The sequence below is a fragment of the Natronospira proteinivora genome, from assembly GCF_024170465.1.
Classification (GTDB): domain Bacteria; phylum Pseudomonadota; class Gammaproteobacteria; order Natronospirales; family Natronospiraceae; genus Natronospira; species Natronospira proteinivora.
The window spans coordinates 335462-353888 of record NZ_JALJYF010000001.1 but is presented as its reverse complement, the minus strand read 5'-3'; the positions used below and the strand labels follow the sequence as shown (position 1 = coordinate 353888).

The 18427-nt window shown below is 57.1% G+C and carries 11 protein-coding genes and 1 pseudogene; 6 read left to right on the top strand and 6 right to left on the bottom strand.

The genetic code is table 11. From position 1 onward, the window contains the following. Nucleotides 1-29: 29 nt before the first annotated feature. From J2T60_RS01610 to J2T60_RS01600, 3 genes are all read left to right on the top strand, one after another. Nucleotides 30-422 (top strand): DUF4168 domain-containing protein, encoded by a 393-nt coding sequence (locus J2T60_RS01610; RefSeq protein WP_253444508.1) that lies wholly within the window; start codon nt 30-32, stop codon nt 420-422. 156 nt (nt 423-578) lie between these two features. Next, nucleotides 579-1229, top strand: a complete 651-nt coding sequence (locus tag J2T60_RS01605; protein WP_253444505.1) for an ankyrin repeat domain-containing protein — start codon at nt 579-581, stop codon at nt 1227-1229. Nucleotides 1230-1436: 207 nt separating this feature from the next. Further along, a complete protein-coding gene (locus J2T60_RS01600; protein WP_253444502.1) occupies nt 1437-1865 on the top strand; it encodes a DUF4168 domain-containing protein in 429 nt (142 codons plus the stop codon). 86 nt (nt 1866-1951) lie between these two features. Here the strand turns inward: J2T60_RS01600 and J2T60_RS01595 are convergent, their stop codons facing one another. The 5 genes from J2T60_RS01595 to J2T60_RS01575 form a co-directional block, all read right to left on the bottom strand. After that, on the bottom strand, nt 1952-5608 hold the full coding sequence (locus J2T60_RS01595; RefSeq protein ID WP_253444499.1) for a bifunctional diguanylate cyclase/phosphodiesterase: 3657 nt from the start codon (nt 5606-5608) through the stop codon (nt 1952-1954). Between the two features lie 128 nt (nt 5609-5736). Continuing rightward, on the bottom strand, nt 5737-6909 hold the full coding sequence (locus tag J2T60_RS01590; RefSeq protein ID WP_253444496.1) for a hypothetical protein: 1173 nt from the start codon (nt 6907-6909) through the stop codon (nt 5737-5739). After that, complete coding sequence (locus J2T60_RS01585; RefSeq protein WP_253444493.1) at nt 6893-8263, bottom strand: L-serine ammonia-lyase; 1371 nt, start codon at nt 8261-8263, stop codon at nt 6893-6895. Before J2T60_RS01585 ends, J2T60_RS01590 begins: the two co-directional genes overlap by 17 nt. A gap of 175 nt (nt 8264-8438) precedes the next feature. Then, nucleotides 8439-11570 carry a bifunctional proline dehydrogenase/L-glutamate gamma-semialdehyde dehydrogenase PutA gene (gene putA / locus J2T60_RS01580; RefSeq protein WP_301288338.1) on the bottom strand — a complete coding sequence of 1044 codons (3132 nt, stop codon included), beginning with the start codon at nt 11568-11570 and terminating at the stop codon, nt 8439-8441. A 316-nt stretch (nt 11571-11886) separates the two neighbouring features. Beyond that, nucleotides 11887-12390, bottom strand: a complete 504-nt coding sequence (locus tag J2T60_RS01575; protein WP_253444487.1) for a helix-turn-helix domain-containing protein — start codon at nt 12388-12390, stop codon at nt 11887-11889. A gap of 117 nt (nt 12391-12507) precedes the next feature. On the opposite strand from J2T60_RS01575, the gene J2T60_RS01570 reads away from it, so the two are divergent. From J2T60_RS01570 to J2T60_RS01560, 3 genes are all read left to right on the top strand, one after another. Beyond that, the gene (locus tag J2T60_RS01570; RefSeq protein ID WP_253444483.1) at nt 12508-12759 is read left to right on the top strand and encodes a helix-turn-helix domain-containing protein; all 252 of its coding nucleotides are present in this window, start codon (nt 12508-12510) and stop codon (nt 12757-12759) included. 366 nt (nt 12760-13125) lie between these two features. Continuing rightward, nucleotides 13126-14586, top strand: coding sequence for an ATPase domain-containing protein (locus tag J2T60_RS01565; protein ID WP_253444481.1), 1461 nt, complete (start codon nt 13126-13128; stop codon nt 14584-14586). Further along, the gene (locus J2T60_RS01560) at nt 14583-16874 is read left to right on the top strand and encodes a GGDEF/EAL domain-containing response regulator (RefSeq protein ID WP_253444478.1); all 2292 of its coding nucleotides are present in this window, start codon (nt 14583-14585) and stop codon (nt 16872-16874) included. The genes J2T60_RS01565 and J2T60_RS01560 overlap by 4 nt, the downstream gene beginning before the upstream one ends. A gap of 184 nt (nt 16875-17058) precedes the next feature. Here the strand turns inward: J2T60_RS01560 and icd are convergent. Beyond that, nucleotides 17059-18300 (bottom strand): annotated as a pseudogene (gene icd, locus J2T60_RS01555) (isocitrate dehydrogenase (NADP(+))); the annotation flags it as partial. Nucleotides 18301-18427 lie beyond the last annotated feature (127 nt).

The window sequence follows — 18427 nt, the reverse complement described above, 5'->3', positions numbered from 1 at the left end:
TGACTTCACACAAATAGAGGGGATTTCTCATGAAACTGAACAAGACCATTCTTACCCTGGCCCTGACCGCTCTGCTGGCAAGCCCGCTGGCCCTGGCCCAACAAGGCCAACAGCAGCAGGCCCAGCCCATGCCGCAGGAACAGGAAGCACCCGAGGTGAGCGATGAGCAAATCGCCAGCTTCGTGGATGCCTATGTGGCCGTGAACGATGTGCGGGAAGAGTACACCGCGCGTCTGCAGGAAGCCGAAGACCAGGAAGAAGCCCAGGCCCTGCAGATGGAAGCCAATGACGCCATGACTGCCGCCATCGAGGACAGTGGCCTGAGCGTTGAGGAATATCAGAATGTGGCCATGGCCGTCAGTGCCGACTCTGATGTGCGTGAGCAGGTCACACAGATGCTGGAAGAACGCGGCGTCCTTTAAGTCGCCAGCTAACAGACCCAAAAACCCCGGCACCGGCAGGTGACCGGGGTTTTTTTTGGCACCGCATCCCACCGAGGTCAGCCGAAGCGCAGCGGCACTTTTTGCAAGTCATTTGCCAGCCTGCTCTATAATGGGGTTTTGGCAAGGGGGCCAACCATGAGTCCACAAGAAGAGACCGTCATACAGGCCATCAAGGATCAGGACGTCAACCAGCTGGCCGATCTGATGGCCGCCAACCCCGGCCTGGCCGATACCCGAACCGCAGCCGGTGTCAGCGCCCTCATGCTTGCCATGTATACCGGCCAACGACGGCTGGCCCGACTAATCGCCGACCAGCGCAGTGGCCTGGATATCTTCGAGGCAGCATCCCTGGGGCTGCTAAGCCATCTGGAACGCAGCCTGGAAATGGATCCAGAAGCCGGACATCACATCAGTGCCGACGGCATGAATGCACTGCACTTCGCCGCTCGCTTTGACCAACCCACGGTGGTGGCCCTGCTCTTGGCACGGGGCACGCCGCCTGACATGATCTCCGAAAACCCCCTGGCCTTCACTCCACTTCATGCGGCCGTAGCAGGCGCCAGCCTGGAAAGCGCAGAAGAATTGCTGGATGCGGGCGCCATGGTGGATCGCCGCCAGGGAGATGGTCTGACACCGTTGATGGCGGCCGCCGCCACTGGCCAAATCGAGATGGTTGCCTTGCTGGGTGATCATGGTGCCGATCCCGAGTTGCGAGCCCCAAATGGATTGCGTCCCGCCGAGTTGGCTGTGGACAATGGATTCGACGAGATCGCCGATATTCTCTGATACCTTGCTGAGCCATGGTCCCGGTTTTCGGACATGTCACAGACTGCAACGCTCTAAATCGCAACAATCGCCATCCCTGACCGCCGCCAAACCCCACCTGAAAAGCCACGAAGCCGCCATCGAAGGCCTTTCGGCATTCTGGCATGAGAGATGCAACGGTAACCTTCAAGCGATCAACCCTGTATCCAATACGCCTAGGAGGCAACCATGAAAATGCCGTCGCTAATTATCCTAATTGTGGGAATCGGCCTGATGGGTGCGCCGGCGCTGCAGGCCCAGCAGGCACCTGAAACTCAGGATCAGGCGGGAGACATTGAACCTCTGCCGGAAGAGTCCACAGCCGATGAAGAAGTAAGCCTGGATATCGACGTATCGGAAGAGGATGCCAAACGTTTCGCCCAAGCTTATGAGCAAGTCAATGCCATTCGGGATGAGTACGCGGAAAAGACCCAAGGCCTGGAAGATGAGGATGCGGTAGCGGAAGCACGACAGGAAGCGCAGAGCCTGAAGCTTTCCGCCGTTGAAGACACCGGCTTGAATCTTGATGAGTACAATGCAATCCGCAGCGCTTCCCGCGCTGACACGGATATTCACGAAAAGATCATGTCCGAAGTGGCCGCAATACGTCGGGACTAAAACACCGGCCTGTAGGAAATCCATCGCGAACGAGGTTTGTCAGCCTGGGTGAGAACCCGGGCTGTTTTTTTAGAAGTACCTGGATCTCAAGAGACCAGGTCCAAACTTGCTTTCCTACGTAACAGCTCTGCCATCTCCTCTGCCGTCACCGGCCGGCTGAACAAGAAACCTTGCATTTCCTGACAACGACGCTCCCTGAGAAACTCCAGTTGCTCACGCGTTTCCACGCCTTCTGCAACCACTGTCAGATTCAAATTATGCCCCATATCAATTACGGCGGCCGTAATGGCCATGTCATCCGTATCCGTGGGAATATCAGAGACAAAGGACTTGTCAATCTTTAGCTTGTCGATGGGGAAGCGCTTGAGGTAACTCAGGCTGGAGTAGCCGGTACCGAAATCATCAATGCAAAGGCGTACGCCCAATCGACTGAGTTGGCCCAGCATACGAACACTTTCATCCACCTCATCCATGACCGTACTCTCCGTCAGTTCCAGCATGAGGTATTCGGGCGAAAGACCTGAACTGGCAAGGGCCTGCTGGATATGACTACGGATGTCACGACGACGGAACTGCAAAGGCGAGAGGTTCACTGAAACAGGAATATCGGCCAACCCCTCTGCCTGCCAGCTACTCAGCTGCCGACAGGCCTCGCCCATTACCCAGTCCCCAATCTCAACAATCATCCCTGTCTGCTCTGCCACCGGAATAAAGACCGATGGAGAAATTAGCCGTCCTTCATGCCACCAGCGAATGAGTGCCTCTATACCGACAATCTCGCCAGTCTCCAAGGAAAGCTGAGGTTGGTAGTACAAGACAAACTCTTTCCATTGAATGGCGCGACGTAGCTGATTCTCCAGAGACAGCCTCTCCCAGGCCTGCACACTCAAATCATGGGTAAAGAATTGAAAGTTAAAGCGCCCATGCTCCTTGGCTTGGTACATGGCTGCATCCGCGTTTCGGATCAGATCATCAATATCTTCGGCATCACTAGGGAAAAGACTGATCCCGATACTGGGGGTAACATGCAACTCATGATTACCCACTCGATACGGTTCACCCAATGCACCTAGAAGCTTTGAAGCCACCTGCGCCGCTTCGTTACTTTCATCTATTTCTGGAAGCAAAACGATAAACTCATCACCGCCCTGCCGGCTCACCGTATCATTAGCGCGCGTAGCCTTCTGCAAGCGTCGGCTCACTTCTGACAAAAGGCGATCACCCACCGCATGGCCCAGTGAATCATTCACGTTCTTGAAGCGATCAAGATCTATAAAAAGAACTGCTGCACGAGTGCTATCCCGGCGTGCCTTCGCCAAAACCTGCTCCATTCTATCCCGAAGTAGAGTTCGGTTTGGAAGGCCTGTCAATGTATCGTAATGTGCCAGGTAATTAATCTTTCGCTCAGCTTCCTTCCTTTGAGTAATATCCGAGATCACACCATCAAGATATTGAACACCACCCACCTCATCACTCACTGCCACTGTATTATTCAGGGCAATAAAGCGGCTCCCATCCCGACGGAGAAACTCTACCTCTTCATCCCGGTAATAGCCCCTTTCTTCCACTTTCTTCGCCAATTCACGACGACGAAGCGGTGACACATAATGGATAGGCGCAGAAACCTGCATCATTTCTTCTGGCGACGAATAGCCAAACATCTCTGCTAATGCATTATTCACGTACTCCAGTTTCCCTTCCGGAGTGCTTCGGTATATGCCTTCCGAAATATTATCCGTGATGGAAGTCAGAAGCTCCCTATTATGTTCCAACTCTTCTTCTGTCTGTTGCCGATGAAAGGCATTTCCCATGCTTGCAGCCGCTGCCATCAGAGTTGCCACCTCACTTTCCGGCCACTGGCGTTCACGATGGCAATCATCCAGACCGACAAAGCCCTGAAATCCTCCCTGCAGCATAATGGGAACTAGCAACAAGGACTGGATATCCTGGGATAACAACATTTCTCGTGCCGGCCCCTCAAGATACCGGGGAAACGCACGAACAGGACGACCATTCTCCAATGACTCATACCACTCTTCCGGTAGGTCATTATAGGGAAGGTCATGCATCGCAGCATTATTGATTTGATGTGATATACCTGGCGCGACCCATTCATAGCGCATGCTATGGGCCGGCAACCCCGTCACTGAATGAGGATGGTTGGTAAAGATGTAAGCACGATCCACATCGGCGGCTCTGGCCAGAATCCCAAGTGAATCATTAACCGCAGCATCAAAATCGCCAGGCATAATTAAACGATTCAGGCTCCTTGCCACTGCCTCCAGCAAACGATCACGTTGATGAAGCTGCCTCTCCCAGGCCTTTCTGTCACTCACATCCTGGATAAACATCAATAGACAGATCAGCTGATCTGTCTCATCCCGAACGGGAGAAGCATTAACTTCGATCCAGACCACAGTGCCCTCAGCGTTTAGGAAACGGCCTTCCTGTCGCAAGGAATGGTCAGCGCTTTCCACCAGGGCATTAAGCGTATTCTCAAAGGGCTTTTGATCATCAGGATGCAGAAAGTCCAGAAAAGAATGACCAATCAGACGGGATTCAGGATATCCCAGCAGTGAGCATAGTCTTGGCGTAACCTTTTCCCAGCAGCCCTTCGGGTCCACATGGGTCACCATTACCAGAGCAATCTCTTCTGTTCTTCTGCGGCTTTCTTCACTTTGCCGCCATGCATCGGTCATGCGCTCAGCCAACGCCTCTGCCCGTGAGCGCAGGTGATAACTATTCCGAACAAGGACAATAAACAAAAGACTAAGGGACAGACCGCCCCCCAGAACCACAAGGGGAAAGGGACCGGGCTGAAAGCCCTGGCTGAGATGGATACGCCACTGTCGGTCCCCGATCAAAAGCACCTCAGATGCCGTTAACGCCTCTGCCCGCATCTCCCTTTCACCGGCCTCAAACAAGGTCGTCAACTGGCCATCGTGCTCGTCTTGTATGAGAAGATGCTGTTCTCCAAGCCTCTCCACCAGAGGAATAAAGAGCGCTTCCGACGTTATTGTTGCCGCTATCCATCCACTGGAATATCCCCATCCATCTTCACCCCGGTCACCAACCGGATTAACCACTACGAACCCGGGCTCCCCTTGATGTTCAGCATCCACTTGCTGGTTTGGACTTTCCCGAATCAGCTGCAACATGTCGGAAATCACCGGTTCCCGCTGATGAGAAGCCGCTTCCAGTGCTTCACGGGAAGTATGGCTTTGACAGGCATCATAACCCACTGCCCCTCCTCCGCCGGAGAGGGCCGAATGGAGAATCACACAGAGATAGGGCCGCTGGTAATCGCTGACAATCTGAAAATTCGGGTACATGTTCTCGCGAATACGGCGCTCAAATACAGCCGCCTCATCCCTTGGGATTCGACGAAGATAGGCCATACTGGCAATGCCGGGATAATTTATTGAGGGATCCAATCCCTCAACAAAGCGATGCCAGGCCTTTGGCTCGGGCTCTCCCATAAAGCCAATGGCCGCTGAACCGGATCGGAGTAATGCAAAGTATTGCCCCAATTTGGTTTCAATGTCTCGATTTACACCGCCCAGCTGAGATAGCAATTCACTGTGCTGCTCTACCCGCTCCGCCTGGAGAGCCAGGCGCCAAGCTCCCAGGGTGATCAATATTAGGAGCAGGCATAAAGCGATCAGGGAAAGACTGAACAAAACCTGGGGGTGGCCACTGTCCTGGCTGGGGGTTCCGCGGCTCAACCACTCGGCAAACTTCACAACAACCACCCCCGCCATAAGTAGCCATCAGAGTGCTGCCCGACATCAACCGGCCCATCTATTATGTATAGAACAGCCATAGACCGAGTGTAATGCAAAATACTGGATAAGGTGAGCTGGAGCCGCTTCTAGCCCTCTTCAGGCACATCAGGACATCCCTTACCCTGCAAATGGTTAAGCGTCATGGCCATGAGAACCAGGGTTCGGAGCCGGATGTCGACGGCATGAAAATAGTGATCCGCACCGGGCTCTACCATAGTAACCCCTTGATAAACCTTCGTTTTCCACAAAGGCGCAAGACCGTCACTGGGGCCATAACGGGCCAGATAGCGATGACGCTCCTGTGCGGCAGGGCTTACCTGGGCACGCATGGGAACAGCTACATAATTCAATATAAACAGGTCCTCCGGTAGCTGGGAGGCAGACAGGCGATCCTGGGAGCGATCCGTACGCATGGAGCGGAGACTATCAAAAGACCAGCCGTACCAAAGGAAGGCTCCCCTTGCCATAAGGCTGCGAGGAAACCGCGTCCACCGGTCCACCAGCGGGGTACCGGCCACCACGCCCCCCGCATTAAGCCAAGCCACTACATGGGCTGACTCCTCCTCTGAGAGCAAATGCCCCATGGCCCAATGGACTTCCGAGGCCGATTTGCTGGCGCTAACCAAAATCAGCTCCCGGCCATCATCCCGATACGAGCGGATTACATCCGCGATCTGTTCCGCATTCTCCTCTACCGAAGCATCCTGCACGCTGGGAATGAAATGGTAAGGCACATCCTGGGAACTCAGGGTTTGTCGTGTCCTGGAGAAATCCGCTTCAGTCTGGGGATGATCTTCATAGAGATAGCCCGGCGCAAACACGATCTTGTAGTCCGAATGCCATTCGGGCAGAAGATCCTCGTAAGCGATATATCCCAAACTCACCGCATCACTCACGCGATTCAGGCATTCCTGCCAACGGCGATTTTGGGGATCGGACAGGACTCCGTAAATGAACAGCAAAGCGGCCAAATCCACGGAGACATTTTCATCGATCAATGGCCCCAGCTCACCGCCATCCACCACGCCGTCTTCCAGCTGGGCCTCAATCTCGGCCAACCATTCATGCCAGCCTTCCGGATGGGATTCGGGATAGGTGGTCAGATAATAGCGGGCCTTGGGGTCATCCAGGGGAACAGAAAGCGACTGACCAGCCAGCTCACCATCTGCCATGGGGCCCGGTTCAATGGGCTGGCTGGCGCAGCCGCCCAGCAACAGAGCTGCCAGGCCGAGTAACGGCCATCTAACACTCGGGAACATTAACCGCCAGGCCACCCTGGGAGGTTTCCTTGTAAATACTCTTCATGTCATCGCCGGTCTGGCGCATGGTCCGAATGACCTGGTCCAGCGAGACCTTGTGCTTGCCATCCCCCCGCATGGCCATGCGGGAGGCGTTGATGGCCTTGAGAGAGCCCATGGCATTGCGCTCGATACAGGGGATCTGGACCAGGCCGCCCACCGGGTCACAGGTCAGCCCCAGATTGTGTTCCATGCCGATTTCCGCGGCATTTTCCACTTGCCCCAGGCTACCGCCAATGGCTTCCGTTAATCCGGCCGCTGCCATGGAGCAGGCAACCCCCACTTCCCCCTGGCAGCCCATCTCGGCGCCTGAAATCCCCGCGTTTTTCTTGTAAAGGATGCCGATGGCGCCGGCTGTCAGCAGGAAGCGGATGACGCCTTCATCGGAGGCGTCCGTGACAAAGCGCTTATAGTAGTGAAGAACAGCAGGGATAATACCGGCCGCGCCATTGGTGGGGGCGGTAACCACCTGGCCGCCAGCGGCATTCTCCTCATTCACCGCCATGGCAAAGATATTCACCCAATCCAGCAGATCCAGATGCTCATCGTCATGCTGTTCCTGCAGTTCCTTGTACAGGCGGGGGGCCCGACGACTGACCTGCAAACCGCCCGGGAGATTGCCTTCCACCCTGAAGCCACGCTGGGTGCATTCCTGCATCACCTGCCAGATGGCCAGCAACTCCTTGCGAACCGTGGCCTCGTCCCGCCAGGTTTTCTCATTTTCCAGCATCAACTCCCAAATGGCCAGCTGGTTGTTCCGGCAGTGGCTCAGCAAATCCTCGGCGGTATTGAAGGGATAGGGAATCTGGCCCCCTTCATCGGAAGCCCCATCGCCGTCCTCTTCGTGCTCACGGACGATAAAACCACCGCCAATGGAATAGAAAATCTCTTCATGAAGCACCTGGCCTTTTTCGTCAAAGGCCACCAGCCCCATGCCATTGGAATGGCGCGGCAGACGCTCGTCCTTGTGAAATTCGATCTCAATTTGGGGATCGAAAGCGATCTCATGGCTAGCCAACAGGGATATCCGCTTGCTTTCCTGTACCCGGGCGAGCATGTCGTCGATGGTATCGGGATTCACATCCCGGGGGGTCTCCCCCATAAGCCCAAGGATCACGGCCTTGTCCGTACCGTGCCCTATTCCGGTCAAGGCCAGAGAACCGTAGAGCTTAACCACCACTTGGCGGGTGGCTTCCAGACCACCCTGGGCTTTCAGGTCTTCGCAGAAAGCCAGCGCCGCCCGCATGGGCCCCACGGTGTGGGAGCTGGACGGCCCGATCCCGATCTTGAACATGTCGAATACACTGACTGCCACTGGAAAAACTCCTTCGGGTTTTTAGCTGCAAGCTACAAGCCGCAAGCTTCAAGCTGACCATGCCACATTTGTGGCCTACTGCATCTGCAGAACTAGTGCCTTCTGCAAGCTTTAAACAGGCACATTATCTCCCGAAACAGCACGGCATCGCCGCTAGCACGGCCTGCTTGAAGCTTCATTCGTCAGACAAGGCCAGCAAACTGGCGTTGCCGCCAACGGCCGCGGTGTTGATGGTCAGGGTACGCTCATTGGCGAAGCGCAGCATGTAATGGGGGCCGCCGGCTTTGGGGCCGGTGCCAGAGAGGCCCTGGCCGCCAAAGGGCTGAACGCCCACCACCGCACCCACCATGTTGCGGTTCACATAGGCATTGCCCACCTTGATGCGACGCTGGATGTAATCGGCCTCGCTGTCAATGCGGGTATGAATACCCAGGGTCAGGCCATAGCCGGTCTTGTTGATGGAATCGATCACCTTGTCCAGGTCCTTGGCCTTATAGCGAACCACATGCAGGACCGGGCCGAACTGCTCCCGCTCCAGCAGGCTGATGTCGTCGATCTCCACCGCAACAGGGGCCAGGAAGGTGCCATTGGCGCATTCAGCGCTCAGGGGGGCTTCCTTGATCAGCTTGCCCTGGGTCTTGACCCATTCCACATGCTCCTTGAGCCCCTTGTAGGCCTTATCATCAATAACCGGACCGATATCGGTCCGCAACAGGGCCGGATCACCCACGATCAGGGTGTCCATGTAGCCGCTGAGAATCTCCAGCACCCGGGGTGCAATCTCCTCCTGCAGGAACAGGACCCGCAGGGCCGAACAACGCTGCCCGGCGCTATGGAAGGCGGATTGCACCACATCGTCCGCCACCTGCTCGGGCAGGGCCGAGCTGTCCACCAGCATGGCATTCTGGCCACCGGTCTCGGCAATCAGGGTGGGAATCACGCCTTTTCGCTGGGCCAGGGTCTGGTTGACCACATGGGCGGTTTCCGTGGAGCCGGTAAAGGCGACACCGATAATTCGCTCATCCGGGGTGACGACCTTGCCGATGGTGCTGCCCCGGCTGGGCAGGAAGTTGAGCACCTCACCGGGAATACCGGCCTTGTGCAGCAGCTTGACTGCCAGGGAACCGATCAGGGAGGTTTGTTCCGCCGGCTTGGCCAGCACGGCATTGCCGGCGGCCAGGGCTGCGGTGACCTGGCCGGTGAAAATGGCCAGGGGGAAGTTCCAAGGGCTGATGCAGACAAACACCCCCTTGCCGGTCAAACGCAGGGTGTTCTTCTCGCCGGTGGGGCCCGGCAGGGGAATCTCGGCGCCGAACTTTTCCTCGCACTGATTGGCGTAGTAGCGCAGGAAATCCACTGCTTCACGAACCTCAGCCACCCCGTCCGGGATGGTCTTGCCGGCCTCCCGGCTACACAGAGCCATGAGCTCGCCCATATGCTCTTCGTAAAGATCGGCGGCCTTGCGCAAAATCGCGGCCCGCTCGGCGGCCGGGGTGGCATCCCATTCCGGCTGGGCCTTGTGGGCCACACCGATGGCCTCACGGATGGCCGACTCTTCCGGCTCGTAGTAGACCCCCGGGGAACGGCGGTTGTCGCTGGGGTCCACCGCCCGGACTTCCTTGCCACCGCCGTGAATCTTGCCGCCAATCAGTGCGCGGGCTTCCCAGCGCTGCTCCATGGCTTTTTCCATGGATTCGGCCAAAGGCGCCAACTCGTCGGGGTCGGTGAGGTTCACACCGGCCGAGTTTTCCCGCTCCTGGCCAAAGCTGCGATAAATGTCCTTGGGCAGGGGAATCTTGGGATGGGGGATGATCTCCAGCTTTTCCACTTCCGCCACCGGATCCCGGGTGATCTGGCTCACCGGCACCTTGGAATCCATGATGTGGTTCACAAAGGAGGTATTGGCGCCGTTCTCCAGCAGACGGCGCACCAGATAGGGCAGCAGCTCCTTGTGTCGCCCCACTGGGGCATAGACCCGGCAGGCGATCTCGGCCCGCTCCCCCATCACTTCCTCATACAGTTCTTCGCCCATGCCGTGCAGGCGCTGGAACTCGTAATCCGAGCGGCCTTCGGCCATCTCCAGGATGCTGGCCAGGGTATGGGCGTTATGGGTGGCAAACTGGGGATAGATTTGATCGCATTCCTGCAGTAGCTTCTTGGCACAGGCCAGGAAGGAGACATCGGTGTTCACCTTGCGGGTGAATACGGGATAGCCATGCTCACCCTCCACCTGGGCCCACTTGATTTCATTATCCCAATAGGCACCCTTAACCAGGCGAACCGGCATCTTGCGGCCCACGTCATTGGTCAGCACATTGAGCCAGTCCACCAGCTTGATGCAGCGCTTCTGATAGGCCTGAATGGCCAGGCCAAAGCCTTCCCACCCTTCCAGGGAGGGCGAACGATAAACCGCTTCGATCACCTCCAGGGAGAGATCCAGGCGATCGGCCTCTTCTGCGTCCACGGTCAACTGGATCCCTGCATCCCGGGCGCGCTCGGCCAGACGCAGCAAGCGGGGGGTGAGCTCATCCAGTACCGCTTCCCGATTGGCAAACTCATAACGGGGATGCAGGGCGGAGAGTTTCACCGAGATACTGTGGGCCTGCCAGATGGTCTCATCCTTGCCCACGCTCTTGCCGGTGGCGTCAATGGCGTCGGCATAGGCCTGCCAGTAGCGATCCGCATCCGTCCAGGTGAGCGCCGCTTCACCCAGCATGTCGAAACTGTGGCGGTAATCCCGGTGATCCTTGCTACGGGCGCGCTTCAAGGCTTCCTTGATATCCCGACCCATGACGAACTCAAAGCCGAGAATACGCATGGCCTGGCGCATGGCACCTCGGATCATCGGCTCGCCCATCTTGGCCGTCAGACGGCTCATGAAGCCGGAGACATCCTTGCGGGTGCGCTTGTCCACCTTGACCACGCCGCCAGTGAGCATCAGGCCCCAGGTGGAGGCATTCACGAACAGGGAATCACTCTCGCCCAGATGGGAACGCCAGTCGCCGGAGGCGATCTTGTCCTGGATCAGCTTGTCGGCGGTGATGGAATCCGGCACCCGAATCAGGGCCTCGGACAGGCACATCAGTACCACCCCTTCCTGGGAAGACAGGTCGTACTGCTGCATGAAGGCGGAAATACCCGTCTTCTTGCCGCCCTTCTTGCGAACCACCTCCACCAGGGACTCGGCCTTGGCCACAATGCGGCGGCGGGTGGCGTCATCCAACCGGGCCTGGGGCAGCAGCTGCTCCATGCATTCGGCCTCATCGGCCAGGTAGAGCTGGTTCATCTCCGCTCGCAGATCGTCCATCTCGGGACGGCCATGCTCGAAGATGAAAGGGGTGGTTGCTGCTTGGGTACGCTCGGGTAGTGCCACGATTAAGACTCCCGCGATTGCTATTAGAACTGGATGGCGCCCGCACAGGGCCGTAAAGGGACATTCTAACGAAATAGGCAGGCGCTGACAGCCACGGGGGTCAGATATTGCTGGTGTCCGCACCTAACACGGCGCGTTGTCCTGATCGGCAGGGGCACTGCTCGAATGAGTCAATCCGGCTAAGCGGCTGGCCCCACTCCCTGCCCCGGGACCGGGACCGGTGCCCGGATCCGGGCCGGATCAGGGATCCTTAGTCCGGGATGGTTTTTTCCGCATCCATGTCCACGCCCACGCCCATATCCTCCAGGCTGGCGCCGTCCATCTCGCGACCATCCCGCACATAGGCCTCATAGATCACGCGAATCACCTTGGCTTCGCTTTCGGGCGGCAATTCGATCCCGCGGCGCTGGAATTGCAGCCGGGAGAAGGCAATCACCTCCTCCATGCGGGTCAGATAGGCCTTGGGATCTGCTTCTGATGACTCTCGTGGAGCCACCCACTCGCGGCCGGTAGCCAGCCATTCCAGGCTCACCCCCGCCTCCCGGGCCATCACCAGGGCATTGCCCAACCCCGGCAGGGAGCCGCTCAGGTATTTCCTGACCAAGCTGTCACTTAAGCCGCAGGCGCGGGCAAAGGAAAGCACCGAGCGAGGTCCAATTGCCTGTCTGAGTCGATGGGGGAACTCCTTTTGCAGCTCCTCTGCCAAAACTATATAGAGACTCTCAGGGTCTGTTTTTGTTGGTTTTTTAGCCATATCGACTCATTAAAGGGCACTATTGTGTGAATATTCACTTTTGAGTGCTACATTATGAAAACAAGCTCGCTCTATAGAGCTGGCTCAAATTAACTTGGACTGAAGACTTTTTAGCACATGACCAAATACCACGCTCAAAAAAGCTCGGCTTTTCAAGACTGGCACCGCGCCGACATCGTCGCGGCGCTGCGCAAGGCGGGCTGGAGCCTGAGACGGCTGGCGCGACATCACGGTTATGCCTCTCCGACCACGCTGACCCATGCCCTGGACCGCCCCTGGCCGAAAGGCGAGCGCCTGATCGCCGAGGCCCTCAACATGAATCCGGCCGAGCTCTGGCCAAGCCGTTATTCGGACAAGCGTAACACTTGAGCCCAATTATTATTGATCCGAACAAAAACAGGCCGGTGGCATGACCTTTTTCTCAAGCCTTGAAACAAGTGCCCCTTAATGGATCTCGTGGGCACTCCGCTTCAAAACAAACCCCGCTCAGACCATTCATTGGGGGCAATCGCCGGGCCATTACATGGTGATCATCGCCAAAGGGCCCGGGCGTCAGGAGGTCCCATAAAGACAGATTGAAACCAATCACGGCTAAGTACAGGAATAACCGGCCTAGACCAAGTCCCGCAACCCGGCATTTACCGCCGGACTCTGCCATGGCCAATGTTTTCCTCTTGACCGCTCCCCAGCCCTCAAGTTCAGGCAAACAAGACAAGCCCGAACAATGGAGATGATATGGATTCCACCACCAACACACCACGCATCAGCACAGGTATTGAAGGTCTGGATCAGGTCCTGAATGGGGGGTTGTTACCCCACCGAAGCTATCTGGTGGGCGGGGGCCCCGGCTGCGGCAAAACCACCCTCGGACTGCATTTCCTTGCTACCGAACCCGTGGGCGAGAGCCTGTTCGTCACCTTGGGGGAAACGGAAACTCAGCTGCGCGAGGACGCCGCACTCATGGGCTTGTCCATGGACGGTATAGAGGTGCTTGATCTGTCCCCGGGCAAGACGGATGAGCATAGCGGCACCTACAGCTTGCTGGAAAGCTGGGATGTGGAAGGCAATGCCATTCACGATGGCATTATCGAATATGCCCAAAAGTATCGCCCCCGTCGCATATTGATCGACTCGCTCAGCCAGATGCGATTCCTGTCGGCCGATACCTTCCAGTTCCGAAAACAGGTCATGTCACTGCTCCGTGTACTGATCGGCGGCGGCGCCACTGTGATGTCCACTTCCGAGAAATCACCCACGGAAGACGATGAGGCATTGCCCTTCCTAAGCGATGGCGTCATCAACCTGGCACATACAGCCCATGGCCGCCTGTGCCAGGTCAGCAAATTCCGAGGCTCAGACTTCGCCGCCGGTGAGCATTTCTATTATCTGGGCGAAGGCGGCATCACACTCTTTCCCCGACTGATTCCCAGACACCACCACCGGACGGTGGAGCACATTCCCTTGAGCACCGGCGTCCCCGAGCTCGACCGGCTCACTGGCGGAGGAATTGAACGCGGCACGGTAACGCTGCTGTCCGGTCCCACGGGTGTGGGTAAAACCACCCTGGGTACCCAGCTCATGCTAGCCGCCGCCGAGCAGAATCAGCGGGGCGCAATCTACAACTTTGACGAAAACTGGTCCACTTTCATCACCCGCTGCCGACAACTGGGAATGCCGGTGGACGCATTGATCGAGAAGGGCATGCTTCACGCCGAAGCAATCGAGCCTCTGCATTACCACCCGGACCAATTCGCGACCAAGGTACGGCGGGATGTGGAAGAGAACGGCACCACCATGGTGATGCTCGACAGCCTCTCCGGCTACGAACAATCCGTGCGCGGCGCAGATCTGCAAGCCCGGGTTCACGCCCTTTGTCGCTATCTGATCAACATGGGCGTCACCGTCATCCTGGTTAACGAAGTCTTTTCCATCGCCGGCACCCAGGCTCGGGTTTCTGAGTACGGCCTCAGCTATGTTGCCGACAACATCTTGCTGCTGCGTTACTTGGAAATAGACGGCGAATTGCGCAAGACCGTCGGTGTACTGAAAAAGCGTACCGGCGGATTCGAGAAAAGTCTGCGCGAATTTGATATCACGGCGGAAGGCATCAATATTGGCGCTCCCTTGCGGGGGCTCAGGGGAATACTCAGCGGTACCCCGGAAGTGCTCACCCCCAGGGAGGAAGGCTCGTCATGACAGCCCCTCCGGCTCCCACTCGTGCACCACCTCTGATCACCATCGGTCTGGTCAACGCCGCGAATGCCCAACTGTTGGAACGCCTGCTCGGCAATGACTACGATTCGCATCGGGGTCTCGAAGGAGACGGCAACCAGTTTGAGAACTGCGAACTGATCATCGTTGATGGCTTCTCACTGAATCACCACCGAGATCAGATCAAGACGCTACGCGCACAGACGAACCACCCCTTTCTGCCGGTACTTTTGGTCACCGACAATCGGGCGGGACCCAATTCACGTATCACGGCAGAACTGGGCGATACCGTAGACGACATCCTCCGCATCCCCACCAGCCGGGCCGAACTGCTGGCCCGAATCGATAACCTGCTACGTCTCGGACGCCTGTCGCGGGAGCAGGAAGCATCTCGCAAGCAGTTAAGCAGTGTAGTCAATGCGCTGAGTACACTGAATGCCTGCGATAGCATTGTGGTTCGCGCACAAAGTGAAGATGAACTTCTGCAGACCCTTTGCCAGACCATTATCGACGAGGAAGGCTATCGCCTGGCCTGGATCGGTTTTGTCCACCAGGACAAGGGCTGCCCAGTCAGAATCCGGGCCAGTGCGGGGCCGGCGACAGGCTTTGTTGAAGCGCTTGAAAGTAGCTGGCGGAAAAACTCTGCCAATCAAAGCAGCGTTCTTCGTACCATTCGGAGTGGCACGACCGCCGTAATCCATGATATCGCCATGGAACCGGCATCCGCTGCCCGTGATCACGCCCTGACACACGGTCTGGGCGCCGCCATCACCCTGTCCCTGAAACCGACCACCGGCCCGACCGGCTGCCTGACAATATACTCGGCAACACCCAGACCCTTCTCCGTGGAAGAGCGGCAATTACTCTCCCGACTGGCCGATAACCTCGTCTTTGGCATCAATACACTTCGCATGCGGCAGGAACGTGAAGCCCAGGCGACCGAGATTCACAGCCTGGCCTATACGGATGCCTTGACAGGGCTGCCTAACCGTCGCCATCTTCTCGACTTCCTGGACAAGGCGCTAAGTCGAAACCAAACAGAGGAAACTCAGGCTGCCGTCCTATTCATTGACATGGACGGTTTCAAACTGATCAATGACGCCCTGGGCCATGATGTTGGCGACGAGGTCATTATTCAGATCGGTCAACGTCTCCAGACCTCTGTGCGTGATTCCGACCTGGTCGTCAGACAGGGCGGTGATGAATTCATCGTGGTGATGCTCAATGAACCACGCCGGGGCGAAGTGGATGACGGGGAGACATTCCTGGAAAATGTTCACATTCTGGTCGAGCGAATCATTACGCACCTGAATGAACCGCTGACCGCCGGCGGCCACAGTCATCGGCTCGGCGCCAGTGTGGGAATCAGTCTCTGTCCTGATCACGGCCATCACGCCGCCACGCTAATCGAGAATGCGGACAAGGCCATGTTCGCGGCCAAGGAGCGGAAAGACAACCGGGGGCATCTTTTCTCGGAAGACATCACCGAAAAACGCCATAGACGCCTGTCCATGGAAGCCCGTCTCCGCCAGGCGCTGGAACACCAGAAATTTACCCTGCACTACCAACCCATCTTCGAGCTCGCCTCTTTACGCATCGTGTCCACCGAGGCCCTAATCCGCTGGCCACAGGAGGACGGCGAACTGCTGATGCCCGGCAGTTTCATGCCGTTGATGGAAGAAACTGGACTGATCCGGCCGCTGGGTGACTGGGTGCTGGAGACGGCCGCCCGACAGCTGCAAGCTTGGCAAGATCAGGGCATGCCACTGTGGATGGCGATCAACCTGAGCCTGAATCAACTCTACCCACACGGCGATACCGAAGCACTGGCAAAACGGGTCAAACCTTTTGTCCATCCTTCCCACATTCACCTGGAAGTGACGGAAAATGCGCTAATGCGTGAGCCACAAGTAATCGAGGGGTTGCTGACAGAACTCAATGGTCATGGATTTCGCCTGGCCATCGATGACTTCGGAACCGGCTACTCTTCCCTGAGCCGTTTGCAACACCTGCCCATTCACACCCTCAAAATCGATCGGAGCTTCGTCAACGAAATTTGCCATACTCACACCAAAGGGGCCGTACTGGCTCCCATCATCCAGAAAATGGCGACGAGCCTGAGCCTGGAAACCATTGCCGAAGGAATCGAAACCGACCAACAACGAAAACACCTGCAAGACCTGGGGGTGCAATGGGGCCAGGGTTTCTGGTTCAGCAAGGCGATTCCGGCCGAGGAATTCCAATCGTTATACAAGCCACAGCAGGATCGTTGAGCCGTTTTTTGGATATGACCATTGGCATGCGGATTTTTGCATGAAGGCGGAAAGTAAGGAAATACCGGATAGACCCATCAATACCTGAATCACCCAGCCCAAAAAAAGGCCCGCTTCCAATAACAAGGAAAGCAGGCCTTTAATCACGTAAATCAGCGATGTTAAGCAATCAACGTGTTGATTACATGTTCTTGATCACCGCATCAGCAAATTCACTGGTCTTGACTTCCGTGGCACCGTCCATGAGACGGGCGAAGTCATAGGTCACCTGCTTGCTGGCCACAGTCTTCTCATAAGCTTTCTCGATCAGGGCACTGGCCTCGCCCCAGCCGATGTAATCCAGCATCATGGTGCCGGAGAACAGCAGGGAACCCGGGTTTACCTTGTCTTTGCCGGCGTGCTTGGGAGCCGTGCCGTGTGTGGCTTCGAACACGGCCACCTCATCGGAGATGTTGGCGCCGGGGGCAATGCCCATCCCGCCCACTTCCGCGGCACAGGCGTCGGAGAGGTAATCGCCGTTGAGGTTCATGGTGGCGATCACATCGAAATCGGTAGGCCGCAGCAGCATCAGCTGGAACATGATGTCGGCAATGCGGTCCTTGATCACCACCTTGCCTTCGGGACGCTTGCCGTCGTACTTGTCCCAGAGTTCGTCCTCGGTGATCACCTTGTCACCAAACTCTTCCTTGGCCACTTCATAGCCCCACTGGCGGAAGGCGCCCTCGGTGAACTTCATGATGTTGCCCTTGTGCACCAGGGTGACGCTTTCACGGCCCTGCTCGATGGCCCATTCGATGGCCTTGCGGACCAGACGCTTGGAGCCGAAGGGGCTGATGGGCTTCACGCCCAGGCCGGCATCGTCGAAGAACTTGGCGCCCATTTCGTCGCGCAGGAAGCCGGCCAGCTTCTTGTTTTCATCGGTGCCGGATTGATATTCGATCCCGGCATACACGTCCTCGGTGTTCTCACGGAAGATCACCACATCGATTTCTTCCGGCTTTTTCAGCGGCGAGGGCACGCCCTTGTAATACTTCACCGGACGCACACAGGCGAACAAATCCAGGTTCTGGCGCAGGGACACGTTCAGGGAACGAAAGCCCTCGCCCACCGGCGTAGTCAGCGGGCCCTTGATGGCCACCTGGAGCTCTTTCATGGCCTCCAGGGTTTCGGCGGGAAAGTAGTCACCGTCATAAATGCCGGCAGCCTTCTCACCCATGTAGAGCTCGGCCCAGTGAATCTTACGCTTGCCCCCATAGGCCTTCTCCACGGCGGCATCCCAGATCTTCCGGCAGGGCGGGCTGACGTCTACACCGATCCCGTCGCCTTCCACCATGCCGATGATGGGATTGTCAGGCACCTTCAGTTCGCCGTTTTCACGCGTGATCTTTTCGCCGCCTTCCGGCAACTTCACATGCTGATAAGCCATGGGGCACTCCTTGAGGATTTTCCAATACGAAACCGCCCCCGAGCCGAGCGCCGGGGGCGAAAAACAGTCATTATACCGAAATTCGCCGGCTATTTCCCGAGGCTATCGTGTACACCGATCTGCCGTA